12 protein-coding genes are annotated in these 15,814 nt (G+C 52.1%); 1 reads left to right on the forward strand and 11 read right to left on the reverse strand.

Going from position 1 to position 15,814, the window contains the following annotated elements; all coding sequences use genetic code 11:
* Positions 1 to 95: 95 nt before the first annotated feature.
* Positions 96 to 362 carry an FAD-binding oxidoreductase gene (locus ALO_RS03850; RefSeq protein WP_004093128.1) on the forward strand — a complete coding sequence of 89 codons (267 nt, stop codon included), beginning with the start codon at positions 96 to 98 and terminating at the stop codon, positions 360 to 362.
* A 68-nt stretch (positions 363 to 430) separates the two neighbouring features.
* Here ALO_RS03850 and ALO_RS03855 read toward each other — a convergent pair whose 3' ends face one another.
* The 11 genes from ALO_RS03855 to ALO_RS03905 all read right to left on the reverse strand — a co-directional run bounded on the left by ALO_RS03855 (position 431) and on the right by ALO_RS03905 (position 15,637).
* Entirely contained in the window at positions 431 to 1,231 is an 801-nt protein-coding gene (locus ALO_RS03855) for a hypothetical protein (RefSeq protein WP_004093130.1), read from the reverse strand.
* Between the two features lie 119 nt (positions 1,232 to 1,350).
* Positions 1,351 to 2,682 carry a lysophospholipid transporter LplT gene (gene lplT / locus ALO_RS03860; RefSeq protein WP_004093132.1) on the reverse strand — a complete coding sequence of 444 codons (1,332 nt, stop codon included), beginning with the start codon at positions 2,680 to 2,682 and terminating at the stop codon, positions 1,351 to 1,353.
* The gene (locus tag ALO_RS03865) at positions 2,672 to 4,786 is read right to left on the reverse strand and encodes an AMP-binding protein (protein ID WP_004093136.1); all 2,115 of its coding nucleotides are present in this window, start codon (positions 4,784 to 4,786) and stop codon (positions 2,672 to 2,674) included. Before ALO_RS03865 ends, lplT begins: the two co-directional genes overlap by 11 nt.
* A gap of 65 nt (positions 4,787 to 4,851) precedes the next feature.
* Positions 4,852 to 5,460, reverse strand: a complete 609-nt coding sequence (locus tag ALO_RS03870; protein WP_004093137.1) for a TetR/AcrR family transcriptional regulator — start codon at positions 5,458 to 5,460, stop codon at positions 4,852 to 4,854.
* Between the two features lie 411 nt (positions 5,461 to 5,871).
* Positions 5,872 to 7,167: an acetyl-CoA hydrolase/transferase family protein gene (locus ALO_RS03875; protein WP_040292684.1), complete on the reverse strand. Its 1,296-nt coding sequence runs from the start codon at positions 7,165 to 7,167 to the stop codon at positions 5,872 to 5,874.
* Positions 7,168 to 7,178: 11 nt separating this feature from the next.
* Positions 7,179 to 8,633: a 4-hydroxyphenylacetate 3-hydroxylase family protein gene (locus ALO_RS03880; RefSeq protein WP_004093139.1), complete on the reverse strand. Its 1,455-nt coding sequence runs from the start codon at positions 8,631 to 8,633 to the stop codon at positions 7,179 to 7,181.
* An 80-nt stretch (positions 8,634 to 8,713) separates the two neighbouring features.
* Positions 8,714 to 10,126: a hypothetical protein gene (locus tag ALO_RS03885; RefSeq protein ID WP_004093140.1), complete on the reverse strand. Its 1,413-nt coding sequence runs from the start codon at positions 10,124 to 10,126 to the stop codon at positions 8,714 to 8,716.
* Positions 10,127 to 10,452: 326 nt separating this feature from the next.
* Positions 10,453 to 11,373 (reverse strand): DMT family transporter, encoded by a 921-nt coding sequence (locus ALO_RS03890; RefSeq protein WP_004093141.1) that lies wholly within the window; start codon positions 11,371 to 11,373, stop codon positions 10,453 to 10,455.
* A 140-nt stretch (positions 11,374 to 11,513) separates the two neighbouring features.
* The gene (gene serC / locus ALO_RS03895) at positions 11,514 to 12,602 is read right to left on the reverse strand and encodes a 3-phosphoserine/phosphohydroxythreonine transaminase (protein WP_004093143.1); all 1,089 of its coding nucleotides are present in this window, start codon (positions 12,600 to 12,602) and stop codon (positions 11,514 to 11,516) included.
* A gap of 245 nt (positions 12,603 to 12,847) precedes the next feature.
* Complete coding sequence (locus ALO_RS03900; RefSeq protein WP_004093144.1) at positions 12,848 to 13,723, reverse strand: oxamate carbamoyltransferase subunit AllH family protein; 876 nt, start codon at positions 13,721 to 13,723, stop codon at positions 12,848 to 12,850.
* 96 nt (positions 13,724 to 13,819) lie between these two features.
* Positions 13,820 to 15,637: a CAP domain-containing protein gene (locus ALO_RS03905; protein ID WP_004093147.1), complete on the reverse strand. Its 1,818-nt coding sequence runs from the start codon at positions 15,635 to 15,637 to the stop codon at positions 13,820 to 13,822.
* Positions 15,638 to 15,814: the final 177 nt, after the last annotated feature.

A 15,814-nucleotide genomic window follows, 5' to 3' on the forward strand; every position in this document is an offset into this window, starting at 1 on the left:
GAGCCAGTGATATAGGTGTCATTGGTATTTGACGACGCTATCGTCTTTGTCGGCATCATGGCCAAGGCCGGTTTCACCCCGCCTCGGTTGAATTCATGGATACTGTGGCCAGCCTGAACGGCACCATTCCCGATGACCAATGGCCGGGTAAACTGTCCCAAATTCACCATGACATCTTTGATTACATTTACTCCAATGAAATTGGCGGCAATCTCTCCGGCGAACACGGCATTGGCTGCAAAAAACGCTATCTGATGGATCAATACGCCGATCCGGTGGAACTGGATATGATGCGCTCCACCAAAAAGGCCCTGGACCCTAATTTGATTTTGAATCCCGAAAAAATTTTCAGTATAGAGTAAAGTCCATGAAAAGGCCCGCGAGCCGCTGGTTTCTATGACCAGAGCTCCGGGCTTTTATTTTTCAAGTGCTATTTTGTTGCTTTTACAACTAACCCGCGGTCATCAAATTCCACCGTAGTCCCGGCTTCAAAAACCTTTACCGCTTCCGGCGCCTCAGCGGAACGCAGTTTGGTTTTTTGCTGCAAAACGCCTTTCGTTACTTCCCCTTTATCGTTTAGGAGAATTGGCTTCCTGGCCTTAAATTCAACAAAGCCGGAGCAGGCTGTAGTATTGGTAAAGTTCTCGGTTAAAATTTGGGACCAGCCTACAGGACGCAAATAGGAATGGTCAGTTAATATACAACTGGCCACCATGCCATTCTCATGGAAGCTGATTTCACCGGAATAAACACCGATGCGGCTGGTCGGACTCAGGATGATGCTGGCTTTGTTGTCACCGACAGAAACGATTGTCCCTTTTGTCACTTCCCCTTTATTATTGAATGCGATTTTGGTGCCGCCTTTAAATTGAAGGATCCTGTCCGGCTTCGTGTCCACGGCGTAAGGGACGGTAACAATCAGAGGAGGCGTGTATGCGTAGGAAGTCGGCTTGACCGCCTTCTGGGATGCCCCCATTTCGCAGCGCAAATTGACGTCTTCAGCCAATGTCCCCTCAAGAACTTCACCGTACATATTGAGGGTAACAGCCGTTCCTTTTCTGAACTTTGGGATTTCAGACTGAACCGCTACGATAAATCCCGGCGGCATGATTCTGGTATCCTTATCAAGTGTTTGTACAATCGGAGCGGCAAAAGCGCTTGAATCATGACAAAAAAGTAAAAAGGCCAAGAAGACTACTACTCCGCTGCAAACCTTTAGATAATATTTCACAATAATATGGAGCCCCCTTTTATCCCAATTTCGTCTAGATTACCAATTCTATAATAATTTACCATCCTGCTTTTTGCAAGTAAAACAGCAGCGAGAATCCTTCGCAGTCAATCCCGGTTCTATATTTTTCGTCCAAGCAGCCCCAATATCCCCACAAACCCCAGCATTGCCAGGCCGGCAACCGCCACTGAAACATTGATATCCACTCCGGATTTAGCAGCCAAAGTATAAAGCGCCACGCCCGAAAACATGCACAGGTTCTCCACGAAGTTCTGCACGGCAATGGTTTTTCCGGCGCCGATGCTGCTATGTCCGACCTGCTGCAGGCAAGTGTTCATGGGTACAATATAGATGCCGCCGAAACAGCCGATTAAGAGCAGAAACAGGATGGTGAGCGGCAGGGTGTGGATCAGGGTAAAGGCAAGGATAGAAAAAGCCATGGCTAAGCCAAACCATAAGGTGCGCTTTATTTTGTCCACCGGAATAATATAGGGCGTAATCATGGCGCCCAGGGCGATGCCCACGCCGGTCACGGCGATAATCATGCTGATGGCCATGCCGCTGGTGATTCCCAGGATCAGGGGCAGCCAGGCGAAGACCATCATCCGGAGCACAGCCGATGACAGCCAGAAGGAGCCGGTGCCGATCAGAGAATAGGCGCTGCGCGGATTTTGCAGCAAAGCGCGAGTATCACGGATGAATTCAGCTACGGCATGACGATAGGTAATGGCCGGATTAGGCGGATTTCGGGGAATCCAGAGATTGACCATCACCGATAGCCCATATAAAGCCAAGGCTGTCATCAGGGCCGCCGAAATGGAGAGGTCAGCCAGATAGCCGCCGGCCACCGACCCGGTCAGAATGGCCAGGATGGTATAGGTTTCTATATGGGAGTTGGCCTGCAGCAGCTCCGGCCCAGTCCGGGTCAAAAGCGGCAGGATGCCGTATTTGGCCGGACTGTAAATCACCGCTCCTGCTCCGACTACTGCATAGCTTGCCGCCGGATCGAATCCCAGCATTAAAAGCAGAATGCCAGCCGCCTTGATGAGATTGCCCACGATCAGAACCCGGGCTTTGGCGTGCCGGTCGGCAAACCGCCCTACCCAGGGAGAAAGGATGATGAAGGAAAAGAGAAACATGCTCTGCACCAGCGGCAGATAGTATCCCGGATAATTGTTCCGGAGAATAATTGCCTGGGCAATAAACAAAATCATATTATCCACAAACGCCGACAGAAATTGCGCTAGATAGAGCGCACCCAGCGGCGACAGCCCAGGAGACCGTTGAAAAAGGCCCGTCTGCGTCGTTTCTCCTGCGGGAGCGCGCTCACCGTACCCTCCGAACGTACAGCCTTCGCGCGCTTCCTCGTCGCGCCTAGCATCTGAACCTTTTTGAACGGTCTCCGGATTCGAGGCTAAAGATGAGTTTTGCAAGAGACTCTTAATGTGCATGAACGGAGACCTCCTTCACTGCTTTATCCCGCAGTGCCACATAATCAATTTTGCCGCTGCCCAGGAGCGGTAATGAATTCACTACCTTTACCTCTGCCGGCAAATACAGCGTGCTTTCACCGCTTTGCTGCAGAAAGGCCCGAATAGCCGAACGTTGGGCCTCTCTGGCTGTCGTGTATAATATCATCCGCTCGCCTTTTTTTCCGTCCGGCAGGCTGATGACGGCATGACGGCCTTGAGGCAGACATGCTTCGGCAAACTCCTCCACCCGGTTGAGGCTGACCATCTCACCGGATATTTTGGCAAACCGCTTCAGCCGGGACTGAATGGTCACATAACCGGCTCCGTCGACAGTCACCACATCGCCCACATCGTACCAGCCCTGCTGAGGTATAAAGCCCTTTTCCGACAGGAGATAGCCGGCCATCAGATTGGGCCCGCTCACCAGCAGTTTGCCGCCGGATTCTATGCCTTCAACCGCTTCGACCTGCCACTCGATTCCCGGCAAAAATCGGCCGACCGATCCCTGCCGGTAAAACAGCGGAGTATTAATGGCCAAGACCGGGGATGCCTCGGTTGTGCCATAGCCTTCATAGATTCTTAACCCGAATTTCTCCAGCCAGGAAGTACGGATTTCATCCTTGAGTTTTTCGCCGCCGGCGATGACATAACGCAGGCTGTAGAAATCATAAGGATGAGCGTATTTGCCGTAACCTGCCAGAAAGGTCGGTGTCCCCAGCAAAATCGTGACATTTTTATCATAGGCCAATTCTGGAACCATTTTATAATGCAGCGGGGAAGGGTACAGATAGACTTCCATGCCGCTGAACAGCGGCAGCAGGGTGCCGGCGGTCAGCCCGAAGGAATGGAACATGGGCAGGGCATTCAGCATCCGGTCCCGCGGCGTATAGTCGATCACCGAGGCAATCTGGGCAAGATTGGCCGCAATGCTGTCATGGGTCAGCACAACCCCTTTGGGCTTGCTTTCACTGCCGCTGGTAAACAGGATCAAATTCCGGCTTCCTGATGCAGCTTTGCGCCGACGGAAGAAGCAGCCCAGGCCCCGCAGCTTGTCGGCCCATGTGATTGCCGCCCGCACATCCTCCAGATAGATGATGTGACAACCGGTTTCCTGCAAGGCCTGAACCGTCTGTTCCAGCCCCGCTTTAGCCGCAAACTGGCGGGATGTGATGATCTGCCGCAGGCCGGCAACCGCAGCGCAGTCCTGAAGGGTAGCCAGCCCGGAGCTGAAATTGAGAATAGCCGGAGTCCTGCTCAGATAGAAGAGGGAAAACAGAGCGGTCACATGGCCGATCGAATTGGGCATCAGCAGCCCCACATTCCTTTCGGGCCTCAGCATTGGCCCCAGCTTTTCCGCCAGGACATAAATGCCGGCCAGAAGCTTCTTATAGCTGGCGGCGCCGGTAATATCCCCGACAGCCGGACTCTCTATTCCCTGTTTGTCCGCCGCCTCCCACAGCAGATCGAACAGATCGCGGCCCGGCCGGTATCTTGCCTGGAAGGCGGTTTGCTGCAGCATGGCCAGCACCTGATCCGCCATTTCCCGTTTCTGTTCCTTAAACCGCTTGTTGGGATCAACCGTTAACCGCTGCGGCTGTCCCAACAGAATCTGTACCGCCGGAAACAGGCGGGAAGGAATCTTGTCCCGGACCCGGGACAGTTTGGAACGTTCCGGTCCGGTAAAAATAACCGGATACAGCCGGGCTTGTGTTTTCAGGGCAATGAAGCCGATGCCGCTGTAAACTTTCATCAGATTGCCGGTCCTGGTAATCCGGCCTTCCGGAAACAGGACCAGCGGCACCCCCTGTTTTACCGCCTGGACAATGGTCTTCAGCGAATATGGATTCAGCGGGTCTACCGTAATGCAGGGGAAGAACCGCAAGGCCCAGGACAGCCTGGCGGCAATCTGGGTATTCACCACAAACCGGACCCGGCCCGGCAGGTAAAGGTAGAGGAAAATGGCATCGAGAAAAGATACATGGTTGGGTAGAATAATAACCGGTCCCGGGGGGAATGCGGGCTGAAAGCCGACTAACCGTACCCGGAATAAATAACTGAAGATCCATCGCAACAGGCTCTTCATTTTTATTCACGCTTCTTTCTTATGAGTTCTTCGGCCGCCCTGCCGGAGCGAAGCGGCCCTTCACTTTAACTGAATAATTTGCGTACCTTTTGCTTAACCTGTTCTTTCAAAACCGGTATCGCCGGCAATACATCCCCAAAATAGGGATATTCGGCTAAGGGTTGGATCAGTAAGCCGGAATAAATCGCAAGCAGGAAGTAGACATCCTCCGGCGGCAATTCCCGCTGCTCGATCCCTTGCTGAATGATGGCTTTGATCACATGGTGCGGCTTATATTGTTCTTCCACCAGATCCCAGAAAGTATGCTGCGATGCCAGGGCAAACCGGATTTCCGCCGGTCTGGCATCATATAAGTCATATAAAATGTCAATGATGCGGCAAAGCTTTTCGATGCTGTGGATATTCAGCCCGGCCGTCTGTTCGATACCGGCCCGGTATTCGCTGATGATCCGGCGAAACAGCTGCAGGGCCATTTCTTCCTTGCCTTTGAAATGTTTATACAGGGCAGCCTCGGATACTCCCGCCTCCTTGGCAATGTCCCGCACCGACACGGCGTCATAACCCCGTGTCCCAAACAGGCGGATACTGGCTTTGACGATTTCTGCCCTTTTTCCCTCGGCTTTTGCTTGTTTCGCTTCTTTGTTTACTGTATTTTCCCTATGGCTCAGTGACATTGATTCAGCCCCTTTTAAACCTTAGTTTATAATTAGGTTAACGTTTGTTAACATAATTATAAACTAAGGCCCTTTGAGGTGTCAATACTGTCTTTGTTAACTTTGAACTATGCCTCCGGGATTTTTGTGCAGGGGCCGCGGGACAGGTCTCCGGGTGTTCACTCGGGAGTGCCAGAGGAATAATAAAAGGACTTGGCTTATGCCAAGTCCAGTCTGACAGACCTTATTCCGGTCCTTTTAAAAAATCAGCGTTAATCATAGACGGCAATTGCTTTAGCTCCTTCCAGCTTCAGCCAACTGAAGCAGTTCCACCGGTAATATGGCCCTTTTACCCCGGAAACCATATCATGCAAAAATGTAATGACAGAGGAATAAGCGTGCTCTCCTAATCAGAAACCGGCCGGCCTTTTACTAGAAAACCCCTGTTCTTTGCGCTTCTTCCCGCAATGTCTCCCGGAAATCGGGATGAGCAATGGCAATCAATGCCTTGGCGCGTTCCCTCAGGCTTTTTCCCCGGAGATTGGCAACGCCGTATTCCGTAACAATATAGTGGACGTCATTGCGGGATGTGGAGACCGCCGCACCGCGGTCAAGCTCACAGGTGATGCGGGATATCCTGCCGCCGGAAGCAGTTGCCGGCAGGGCAATAATCGATTTCCCCCCCTTAGACCGGCTGACGCCCCGGACAAAATCCACCTGCCCGCCGATGCCGCTAAATTGCCGGGAACCGATCATTTCGGCATTGACCTGGCCCATGCAGTCCACTTGCAGGGCGGAGTTGATCGAGATCATATTTTCGTGCTGGCCAATGATATAAGGGTCATTGATGTAGTCTACCGGGTGCAATTCCACATCAGGATTGTTATGAACAAAATCATATAATTTACGGGTACCCATTAAAAAGGCGACCATGAATTTGCCTGAGTTGATGCTTTTTTTCCGGTTGGTGACGACACCGGCCTCAGCCAGTGCCACCACACCATCGGAAAACATCTCGGAGTGAATCCCCAAATCCTTCTTTTCTTTAAGGAATAGCAGCACAGCATCGGGAATAGCGCCGATTCCCAGTTGCAGAGTAGCACCATCGGGGATCAGGCCGGCAATATTCTCCCCAATCCGTTTTTCCACGTCGCCGATGGCGGGCGGTTTCAGCTCAATCAGCGGGTCGTCTTTTTCAACGATGAATTGGATGTTATCCAAACGGATCCTGACGCCGCCGGTCCGCGGAAGATTATTGTTTATCTGGGCAATGGTAATTTTGGCGCATTCCGCCGCTGCCACGGTATAATCCGCCGATATGCCGAAACTGCAAAAGCCGGCTTCGTCTGGTGGTGTGACCTGGATTAAAGCAACGTCTACCGGTAATATGTTATTCCTGAACAAGCGGGGAATTTCCGAGAAAAAGCAGGGGGTATAATCGGCGCGTTTCTCCTCTACCGCCTTGCGGGTCGAACCGCCGACAAAAAAGGCATTATGGCGGAAGCTGGCTTCCATTCCAGGCTGGGCGTATTTAGCCGGCCCCATTGCCACCATATGAACAATTTCTACGTTTTGAAGCTCCGGTGCCCGGGCTGCCAGCGCCTCTATCAGGGCCGGCGGTTCACCGCACGCATGGCCGGTTACTACCCGATCACCTGATTTCACATTTTTCAATGCCTGTTCCGCCGAAATGATTCTCTCCCGGTAAGTATTTCTCCAATTCATCATAACCCTCCCCCTTACTTGGCGGGAATACCGGCAATCCGCCTGGCCAAAGACTTTTTCTGCTCAAGGTTGGCCTGGCGGGAGATCACGATCCGCTGAGCCTGGGGCGAACCGGCTCCGTGCATGGATTCGGTCAGGTATCCCACTGCCGCGGTTCCCAGAGTCAGATTTTCGATCAGACGCAGGATGCGCATGCGGTGCTCAGTGGGCACCGTATTCACTCCCCGGAAGTATTTCTCTACATATTTACCGATTTCCAGGTTATGTAGGTCTTTTTCCGAAGGCATAGTGACCATCAGACCGCCGGCGATATCCTGAGCCAGCCGGGCGATCTCGTAGGGGAAGCGGGTGACGTTCTGCTTGCAGACATTGGCCAGCATGAGGTCGATGATGTAGTTGCCGGAGGCCGTCTTGTAACCTTCCGCCGAGCAGGCAATGCCGCAAGCGTAGAGGGTTTCATTGAGGTGCACCATTTCGATGAGTTTGTCTTTGACGTGGGAGGCTTTGTGGGCGCCGTTGTAGTCGGCCGCCAGGGCGGTGGCGCCGATGAGGACGTCGCCTACGCCAACCTTGCAGCCGCCGTAGCTTTGCCGGTGGTAGCCGGCGAAGCGCTCGACCAGAGCGCCGCTGAATTCGTATTCGCCGCACATGAAGACGTTTTCCCAGGGAATGAAGACGTGGTCGAACACCATGAGGGCTTCATGACCGCCAAACTGCTTGTTGCCTACGTCAATGCTGCTGCCTTCCAGCTTACGGGTATCGCAGGACTGGCGGCCGTATATGTAGACGATGCCTGCAGCATCAGCCGGAGCCACAAAGGACACGGCATAATCAGCATCTTTTTCCCCCATGCTGAGGGTGGGCATGATCAGAATCCAGTGGGAATTGAGGGCACCGGTCTGATGGCATTTTGCGCCGCAAACGACGATGCCGTCCTGGCGTTTTTCCACGACCCGCACGAACAGGTCGGGATCCGCCTGTTGGTGGGGGGCCAGGCCCCGGTCGCCTTTAGGATCAGTCATTGCTCCGTCTACAGTCCAGTCTTCTTCCTGCATTTTCAGGAGAAATTGGTTGAACCGCTCATGATAATGGGTCCCCAGTTTTTCGTCCATCTCAAAGGTGACGCTGTCTACGGCATTAATGGCGTCCATGCCGACACAGCGCTGGAAACAGGCGGCGGTCCTTTGCCCTAGCATCCGCTGCATCTTCACCTTTTTCACCAGATCTTCGGTACTTTGGTGAAGATGGCAGAACCGATTGATTTTTTTGCCGGTCAGATGGGACGTGGCAGTCATCAGGTCTTCATACTCCGGGTCCAGAGCCAGTTCATAGGTCAGCTTCACCGAGTGCATGGACGGCCGGATGATCGGATGGTCCACCGGGTTTGCTACTTTTTCCCCTTGAAGATAAACTTGGAACTTGAGCTTTCTTAGACTGTCCTCATACTGTTGTGCGGTTTTTAAAGTCATGATTCATTCCTCCTTTAGTTTTAGGGTGCCATGGGTCCGCGGCGAGGAGAACGGCATGGTACCCGTTGCAGCTTAAATCATCATTCGCTGCCGATCCTGCTGTTGAATACCGGATCTTTCGTCTTATCATACTTAGCCCAGTTGCGGAAGATATCTTTGCCGTAAATCAACAGGCAAAGTATAATGCCGACGCCAAAGGCAGCGCCCGCTTCCCGGGTAATCAGCACAGCAGCTACGATTCCGGCCACGCCCAAATCGTTAAAGGTCCGAGCTTTCAATATGCCTACTCTTACAGCCACATAACCCTGAACCAGCATCGTAAGGGATAATGCAATCGGCAGGATCGGCTTTACCAAGGTAACAATCGGTGAGAAGAAATAGCCGGTAAAGGTGCCCCAGCGAAATGACCCCACGCCGCCATATAAGCTGTCCATAGCCTCGCGGCCATGTTTATAGCGCTCACATTCCACCACCTGCATGGCCGCCCACATCGGACCGCACATCGCAGCATCCGGCCCCAGCGCCGACATGCCCATATTGCGAATGCCGACGATCATATTATTGCGGTTGGCGTCAAAATGAATATCCTCATCCCCGTCGCGGAAATCCCGCGCTTCATCAATCAGCGCTTCGGCCTGAATCAGTTCACCGAATAGAACGATATACACCGCGAAGACCAGCGGTGCCGCGCTAAGATACATACTGAGCGGCGGCCAGCCGATACGCTCGGCGAAGGGGGTCCATTCGGTAAACAGGGTGTAGAATTGAGGAATGGTGAATCCCCACTCAATGGCCGGCCAGGGTAATTCTTTAACCAGCGGCGCGATAAAAATAGCGAGTACAATGGCTGGCAACAAGCCAAGATCCGAGAGATATTTGAAAAATTTATTTTTGTTGCGGATGGTTTTAAAATGATTGGAGAACAGAATATAGAAAGCAAACCCAATAGCGATGGTAATGGTCCAGGGATAAAGATCGAACCGGCCGCCTTCCTGGAATACCAGTCTGACAGCGGCAATACCGGCGCCCAGTAAGATGCCCGATTTTAATGCGTCAGGCACCAGGTCCACAAATCGTTTCGCCAGACCTGTGATGCCCAGCAAGAGGGAGAACAAACCCAGTTCAAACTCGAAGGCGATGAGGGCATGCATTCTGGCCGCCCCTTCCGGGAAGGTTTTCAGCCATAGCAGCAACAGCGGAATAGCCGGGGTAATCCAGCCCGGAACCACGGGATCTCCCAAATGAGCATGCCATAAGTAGAAGAAACCGTTTAAAATAACGATAGTAATGGCTATTTCAAAAGGCATCCCCAGATATTCCTGGAGAATAGGGATAATGCCAAGACAGACCGCGCACATCAGCAAACCTTGAATATAGTCGGGCAGCTCAAAACGATAGTGAATAAACGGCAGTCTGAATTGAAATGGCCCAAGCGGTATATATGGCTGTTTCTGCCCAAATTCCCGTTTGTAGATAGGGCCTAAGAAACTCATGGTCATCCTCCTCTGCTTAGTCACTCTGCCTTTGTCCTGATTTCAATTGGTATACATACCTCCTCCCTTTAATCGTTAGTGCAGCCTCCTGTCATCCCATTAATAATGCAAGGCCCGTGCCAAATATAGATACCTGCAATGTCCCCTTGGCGCCAAGTTTAAATTTTAGAAATGTCTTAATATTGCGACTTGCGATGTCAGAATAATTCCGATGTGGCCCGTATATCTTAGCTCGTGCAATTTTGCTACAGTCGCAAAATTGCACAAAAAACCCAGGATAAGCCAAGTAGCTTACACTGGGTTTGAATAGTTTAAATCTGCATCCGTTATAGTTTAGAGGAAACCGCCGTTTGGGGCTTCGTCTCCTGCCGGGTAGCTAGGTATACACCGGCGATAATAACCGCCGCCCCCACCAATTTATAAAGAGTAAAGGCTTCCCCCAAGATAAGAACCGACTGGATGATCGTAAACATCGGCACCAGATTGACAAAAGTAGCCGTACGGGCCGCGCCGATCCGCTGGATGGCAATCATCTGGAACAGATAGCCCAGCACCGAGGCAAACAGGCTCATGTATAAAATGGACAGCCAGCCGCCGGCTGTAGCCGTTCCCAGATAGGTCGAAGGATCTTCCCATATTACGAAAGGAAAGGAAACAGCCACGCAGAGCAGGAAAGTATAAGCCGTAACCAAGAGCGGCGACAGGTTATACTCTTTCATATAGCGGCGGCCTAAAAGGGAATAAATGGCCCAGCAGCAGACTGCGGCCAGCATCAGCAAGTCCCCGGTATTGAAGCGAAAAGCAGCGATCAGGCGCCAATCCGCATTGGTAATAACCAGAAAAACGCCGCTGAACGACAGAGCAATTCCCAATATCCGTCCGGAGGTTAAACGTTCAGCAAAGAATAAAGCTGCCAGAACGGTCGTCACCATGGGGTTCATGGCGCCGATCAGCGAGGAGTTAATGGCGGTGGTATATTTTAGAGAGTTGAAAAATAACGCATGATAACAAAAAGTGCCGACAACTCCCAGGATAATGAGCGGCAGCCATTGCCGGCCGCGGGGGAGCAAATGGTTGGGCTCTTTAAGGTACAGCAGCAAAAAAATGAAGGGCAGGGCAAAGAGGAACCGAAAAAAAGTGAGGGCAAAGGCGGGAAATTCCTGGGTGGCCATTTTCCCGGTAATAAACGCGCCGGACCAAAAAAGAGCGGTCAGCACCATCAGGATGCGAATATACTGTTCAGACATGTCTAATCCCTTCTTCTTTAAACTATACTTTCCGCCAAGTAAGAAACAGCCCCAGGCTTGGTTGCAACCGGGGGCTTACAAGAGTCTGTCGAACCTTCCTTCCGCCTCGAAAACGGGAGCGTGCAAAAAGGTCCGGGATGCTAGCTATTTTTCTTTCTAAACTCATCCATGAAGGCAGCCAATGCCAGACAGCCTTCCTTGCTCATGGCGTTATACACCGACGCCCGTATGCCGCCGACCGTACGATATCCTTTCAGGCCTCCCAGCCCTGCCTGGACCGCTTCTTTGACAAAGGCCCCTTCCAGTTCTTCATTGGGCAGGCGAAAGGTAATATTCATCAGGGAGCGGCTGTCCGGTTCGGCATGCCCCCGGTAGAAGCCGCCGCTTTGGTCAATCTGGCGATAGATGAAGGCTGCCTTTTCCTGATTGTGCTTTTCCATGGCCGCCAGTCCGCCATTTTTGCGCAACCACTGCAGCACCAAATGCACTATGTAGACGGAAAAACAGGGGGGAGTATTGTACATAGAATCATTTTTGGCGTAAGTGTCATAACGGAGCATGGTGGGAATGGTCGGGGGACATTCGTCCAGTAAATCCTTACGAATGATAACGATGGTAACGCCGGCCGGTCCCAGGTTCTTCTGAGCGCCGGCATAGATCAGGGCAAACTTCTTGGCATCAAAAGGACGGGACAGCATATCCGAACTCATATCCGCCATCAGAGGGATATCGCCGAAGTTGGGAAACTCCCGCCATTGAGTGCCATAAATGGTGTTGTTGGAAGTAATGTGAACATAAGCCGGCTTGTCACTCAGCTTGATTTCCTGCAGGCTGGGAATACGCCGGTAACCTTCTCCGGCCGTTGTGGCGGCAACATGGGTCTGCCCCAGGAGCTTGGCCTCCTGCAGCGCTTTCTCCGACCAGGATCCCGTGAGAATGTAATCGGCTATCCGCCCGGCAGGCAGGTAATTCATCGGGACCATAGCAAACTGCAGGCTGCCGCCGCCCTGAACGAACAGCACCCGGTAATTATCGCCCAAACCCAGTAAAGCCTTCATATCGGCTTCGGCTTCCTGATGGATCACTTCATAAGGCTTGGACCGGTGGCTGATTTCCAGGATGGACATGCCGGTATCCCGGTAGTTCAACAGCTCAGCCTGGGCTTGTTTCAATATATCCAGCGGCAGTACCGCCGGTCCTGCGTTAAAGTTAAAAATCCGGTCAGTCAACTGAGTAGCCTCCTTGCTTTTAAACAAATGGACAAGCAATGTACTTGTTATATCCACTATTGTACCTGGCAAACGTCTGATTATCAATAAAAATTGCCGGATACGCCTAAAAGCAACGGTTGGTACTCCCCGGTAATCTCAGTGATGCCCAGCCCATAGAATCAACCAGCCCAGGCACAACGAACTCATAGGCACGATCGGGCAAACCGCGGCCGGAAACTCCCATTTGCCGGGCCACAAGGCGGCTAAACGGTAAATTCCCTGCCGCCCAGAATTTGAATGCCGGTTACAATCCCGCATAAGGCATCCATCCCGGATGTGTGTCCATAGGCGGTAAATTCAGCCAGAACGCCTTCGCTCAAACGCTCTGATGCCATCGCGGAAAAAAGCTGATGCACAGATATGCCATATTGTCCGTTCCAGGCATTTTGGAGCATTTGTCCACTGATAAAAGTAGTGGAGGGCAGGAATCTTTCGCCATGTTGTTTCACCAGATTAAGCCGTGAATCCCCGGCATATTGAAAGACTGCGCCAAGTCCCAGGACAAAGTCATCACTGGATGGGGTTAAACCTCTCCCAAAGCCGTAGACGTTCAGATTGCTGTCAATAGTTTCGCTGAGGCTGAGAGTCCGCAAGTACTTCGCTATTCTCGGCAGCATGATTTCCTGAGCACTGTGATTCCACCCGTCGGAGCCGTCTAAACGGGCGGATGAAAGCAGCGGTTGGACCATCCCATAAAAAGAATCAGGCGAAGCCTTTCTTGCCAAGAAATCCAGCAGCTTTTCCGCTGCCGATACCAGCTTAGGTATCTCCTGGATATGCGGGTATAGATATAAATCCACTACTTCAGGATCAGAAAGACGAATGCTGGATTCAGGGGTAAATCCAAGGGTTAGAGTCTTATGATGTTTAAAGCTTTCAAAGCCGGCTGGGTCAGGAATCCGTATACTCAGGGGAACCAATGGCTTTCCCGGACTGAGAATGGTGATGAGCTTATAGCCGGCGTCAACTGTATTGATAACCGTGTCATACACAGAATGGATAGACAGGATGACCTGTCTATCCATTTTCATTTGTTTTACACGGTCGAATAATTCCCGACTCATGCTGACTGCTTTCACCGCATCTCCTCCTCCGTCACCCCGGATAGGGAGTGGCACCGGGTCTCATCAGCACATCCAGCGATCCAAAGATGCTATTTGAACCACTATGGACTTCTACCAAGGCAGCGCAGTCAGCTTTACTGTGCGGGTTTCTTTTTCCCCGGCAATAACCAGGGAAAATCGCTGAGGCCAAGACGCAGCCCCGTTGCTGATCTCCAACAGATATTCACCGTTCGTCAGCTCAAAGCTACCATAAGCGTAATACCCGCTTTGCGCCGCATCATAGGTACGCCGGACCTGGCCGTCTTTGGTCAGAGTATATTTTAAGCCGGTTGGCTTCTTATCGCTGAACAAAAGCTCGATATGCTCCCGGCCGCCCAGTCTGATTAATCCGGCTCTGACAGCCGGCGTCTGTCCCATGGCCCGCTCGCTTTTGACCATAACCTGTCTGGCTTCGCCGGCGCCGGTGACATTCAGCTCATATTCCAGGAAGGAAGGCAAATAGGAGCTGGAAACCTGCAATTTGTAAAGTCCATTTTCCAGAACCGCCCGGCTGCTCCAGGAATAGCCGGTAGCGGTCTGATAGCGCCGAACGATTTCGCCGTTGCGGTAAAGCACATACTCTAAATCCGGCAGATCGCCGCAATCATACCGGATTACCAGATTCTCAATGCCTTCAAACCGCTCAATGCCGGTATAATCGAGCCCGGGCTGTCTTTGGGTGGCAAAACTCCATTCCCGGCGCACCGGCGCTGTTTTTCCGTCTATTGTCACTCTCTCGGCCTGAACCGATACGGTGTAGATCAGACCCGGTGTCAAGATTTGCTTTGGAATCAGAAAGACATGTTTGCGATATTGGCTTTCTTTCATAGAGTCTACCAGGTAATAAGGTACATCCCGGCCCAAATTGTCTTTGATGCTCCCCGCAATGAACCGTAACTCCCGGGTATTGCTGTCATGGAGGCTTACGCTGATGGGATATCCCACATAGACCCGGTCTAACCGGTAGGAGGCAAGCGGATTGGGGGATTCAGCCGCAAACCAGCTGATTTTGGCATCAGGCTGGCCGGAATAGGGGTATACCATAACGGCGTCATTGGTGCGCTGATGCTGGGAGCCGGCAACGACAACCAGATTGTGGGGAAGGTTAAGGCCGATGCCAACATCCCGGTCATTAGGATCAATGAGGCTCAACCGGTGATAGGGGGCGTCCATCAGTGTCGCGATGTGCAGCCAGGGCCAGGCATAGCCGTAACTCAAGCCTTCCGACACCGTGCCGGTATAACCGTAATAAGCCGCCCGGTCCTGAGAGGATACACCGGTAAATCCGGGATAATTGCGATTTTCCTGATGACCGTTGCTGGCATTGATCTGCAAATAATTGCTGTGGGCCTGGGCGCTGCGGGACAAACGTTCATGCTGGAGCAGCCGGGGGAGTCCCAGAGCGTCCCGGTAGCCATTGATCGCGGCAACAGCCTGCCACTCCAGCGTGGCTAAGCTTTGCCTGTCTTTGCCCCGGAAGGGATCGGACAGGCTGCTTGGGTCTACTACGGTAAATGTGCTGCTGACTTGAAGGGGCTGATATCCCTTAAAAGTAACCTGACATACCAGGGTGTGCCGGCCCGGGGCCAAATCCCGATCCGGCTGATAAGACCAGGTTACTGTGTGATCGTCCTGAATACGGCTGGCTTTCACCAGCTTTCCGTCCAACAGCATATGGAAGGCGGTAACCGCATTGCCGTTGGGATAGACCTCCCATTTCAGAATGGGGCGGGGATCTGTCACAGAAGAGCCCGGAATCGGCATCAGATCCTGTGAATAGGTTGGTTCTCCTGCCGCTGTCTTTCTGCTTTTTGCCGACACCCCCTCCATTGACGGCCAAAAGCCTATGATCACTGCTATGACTAGAATATAAGCAAGTGCTTTTCTCACTATATTCCCTCCATCTGATGATGAATACATCTGCAAAAATGCCTTTTCTATATCTAACGTTATTTCTCCATTTGCCTGCTGTTTCCTCTAAATGGCGTTTATCGAAAAAATTCTGTTCACTGGCGCGCCAGTCGACCGGCGAAGCCTTGTATTCAGATAGTTTATGTCCTATGATAT

The organism is Acetonema longum DSM 6540, assembly GCF_000219125.1.
In the GTDB taxonomy this organism is placed as follows: domain Bacteria; phylum Bacillota; class Negativicutes; order Sporomusales; family Acetonemataceae; genus Acetonema; species Acetonema longum.

Excerpts from the sequence above, each read along its gene's own strand:
- ALO_RS03865 (WP_004093136.1), bottom strand. The coding sequence starts at position 4,786 with ATGAAGAGCCTGTTGCGATGGATCTTCAGTTATTTATTCCGGGTACGG.
- lplT (WP_004093132.1), bottom strand. The coding sequence starts at position 2,682 with ATGCACATTAAGAGTCTCTTGCAAAACTCATCTTTAGCCTCGAATCCG.
- ALO_RS03890 (WP_004093141.1), bottom strand. The coding sequence starts at position 11,373 with ATGTCTGAACAGTATATTCGCATCCTGATGGTGCTGACCGCTCTTTTT.
- ALO_RS03870 (WP_004093137.1), bottom strand. The coding sequence starts at position 5,460 with ATGTCACTGAGCCATAGGGAAAATACAGTAAACAAAGAAGCGAAACAA.
- ALO_RS03885 (WP_004093140.1), bottom strand. The coding sequence starts at position 10,126 with ATGAGTTTCTTAGGCCCTATCTACAAACGGGAATTTGGGCAGAAACAG.
- ALO_RS03880 (WP_004093139.1), bottom strand. The coding sequence starts at position 8,633 with ATGACTTTAAAAACCGCACAACAGTATGAGGACAGTCTAAGAAAGCTC.
- ALO_RS03875 (WP_040292684.1), bottom strand. The coding sequence starts at position 7,167 with ATGATGAATTGGAGAAATACTTACCGGGAGAGAATCATTTCGGCGGAA.
- ALO_RS03850 (WP_004093128.1), top strand. The coding sequence starts at position 96 with ATGGATACTGTGGCCAGCCTGAACGGCACCATTCCCGATGACCAATGG.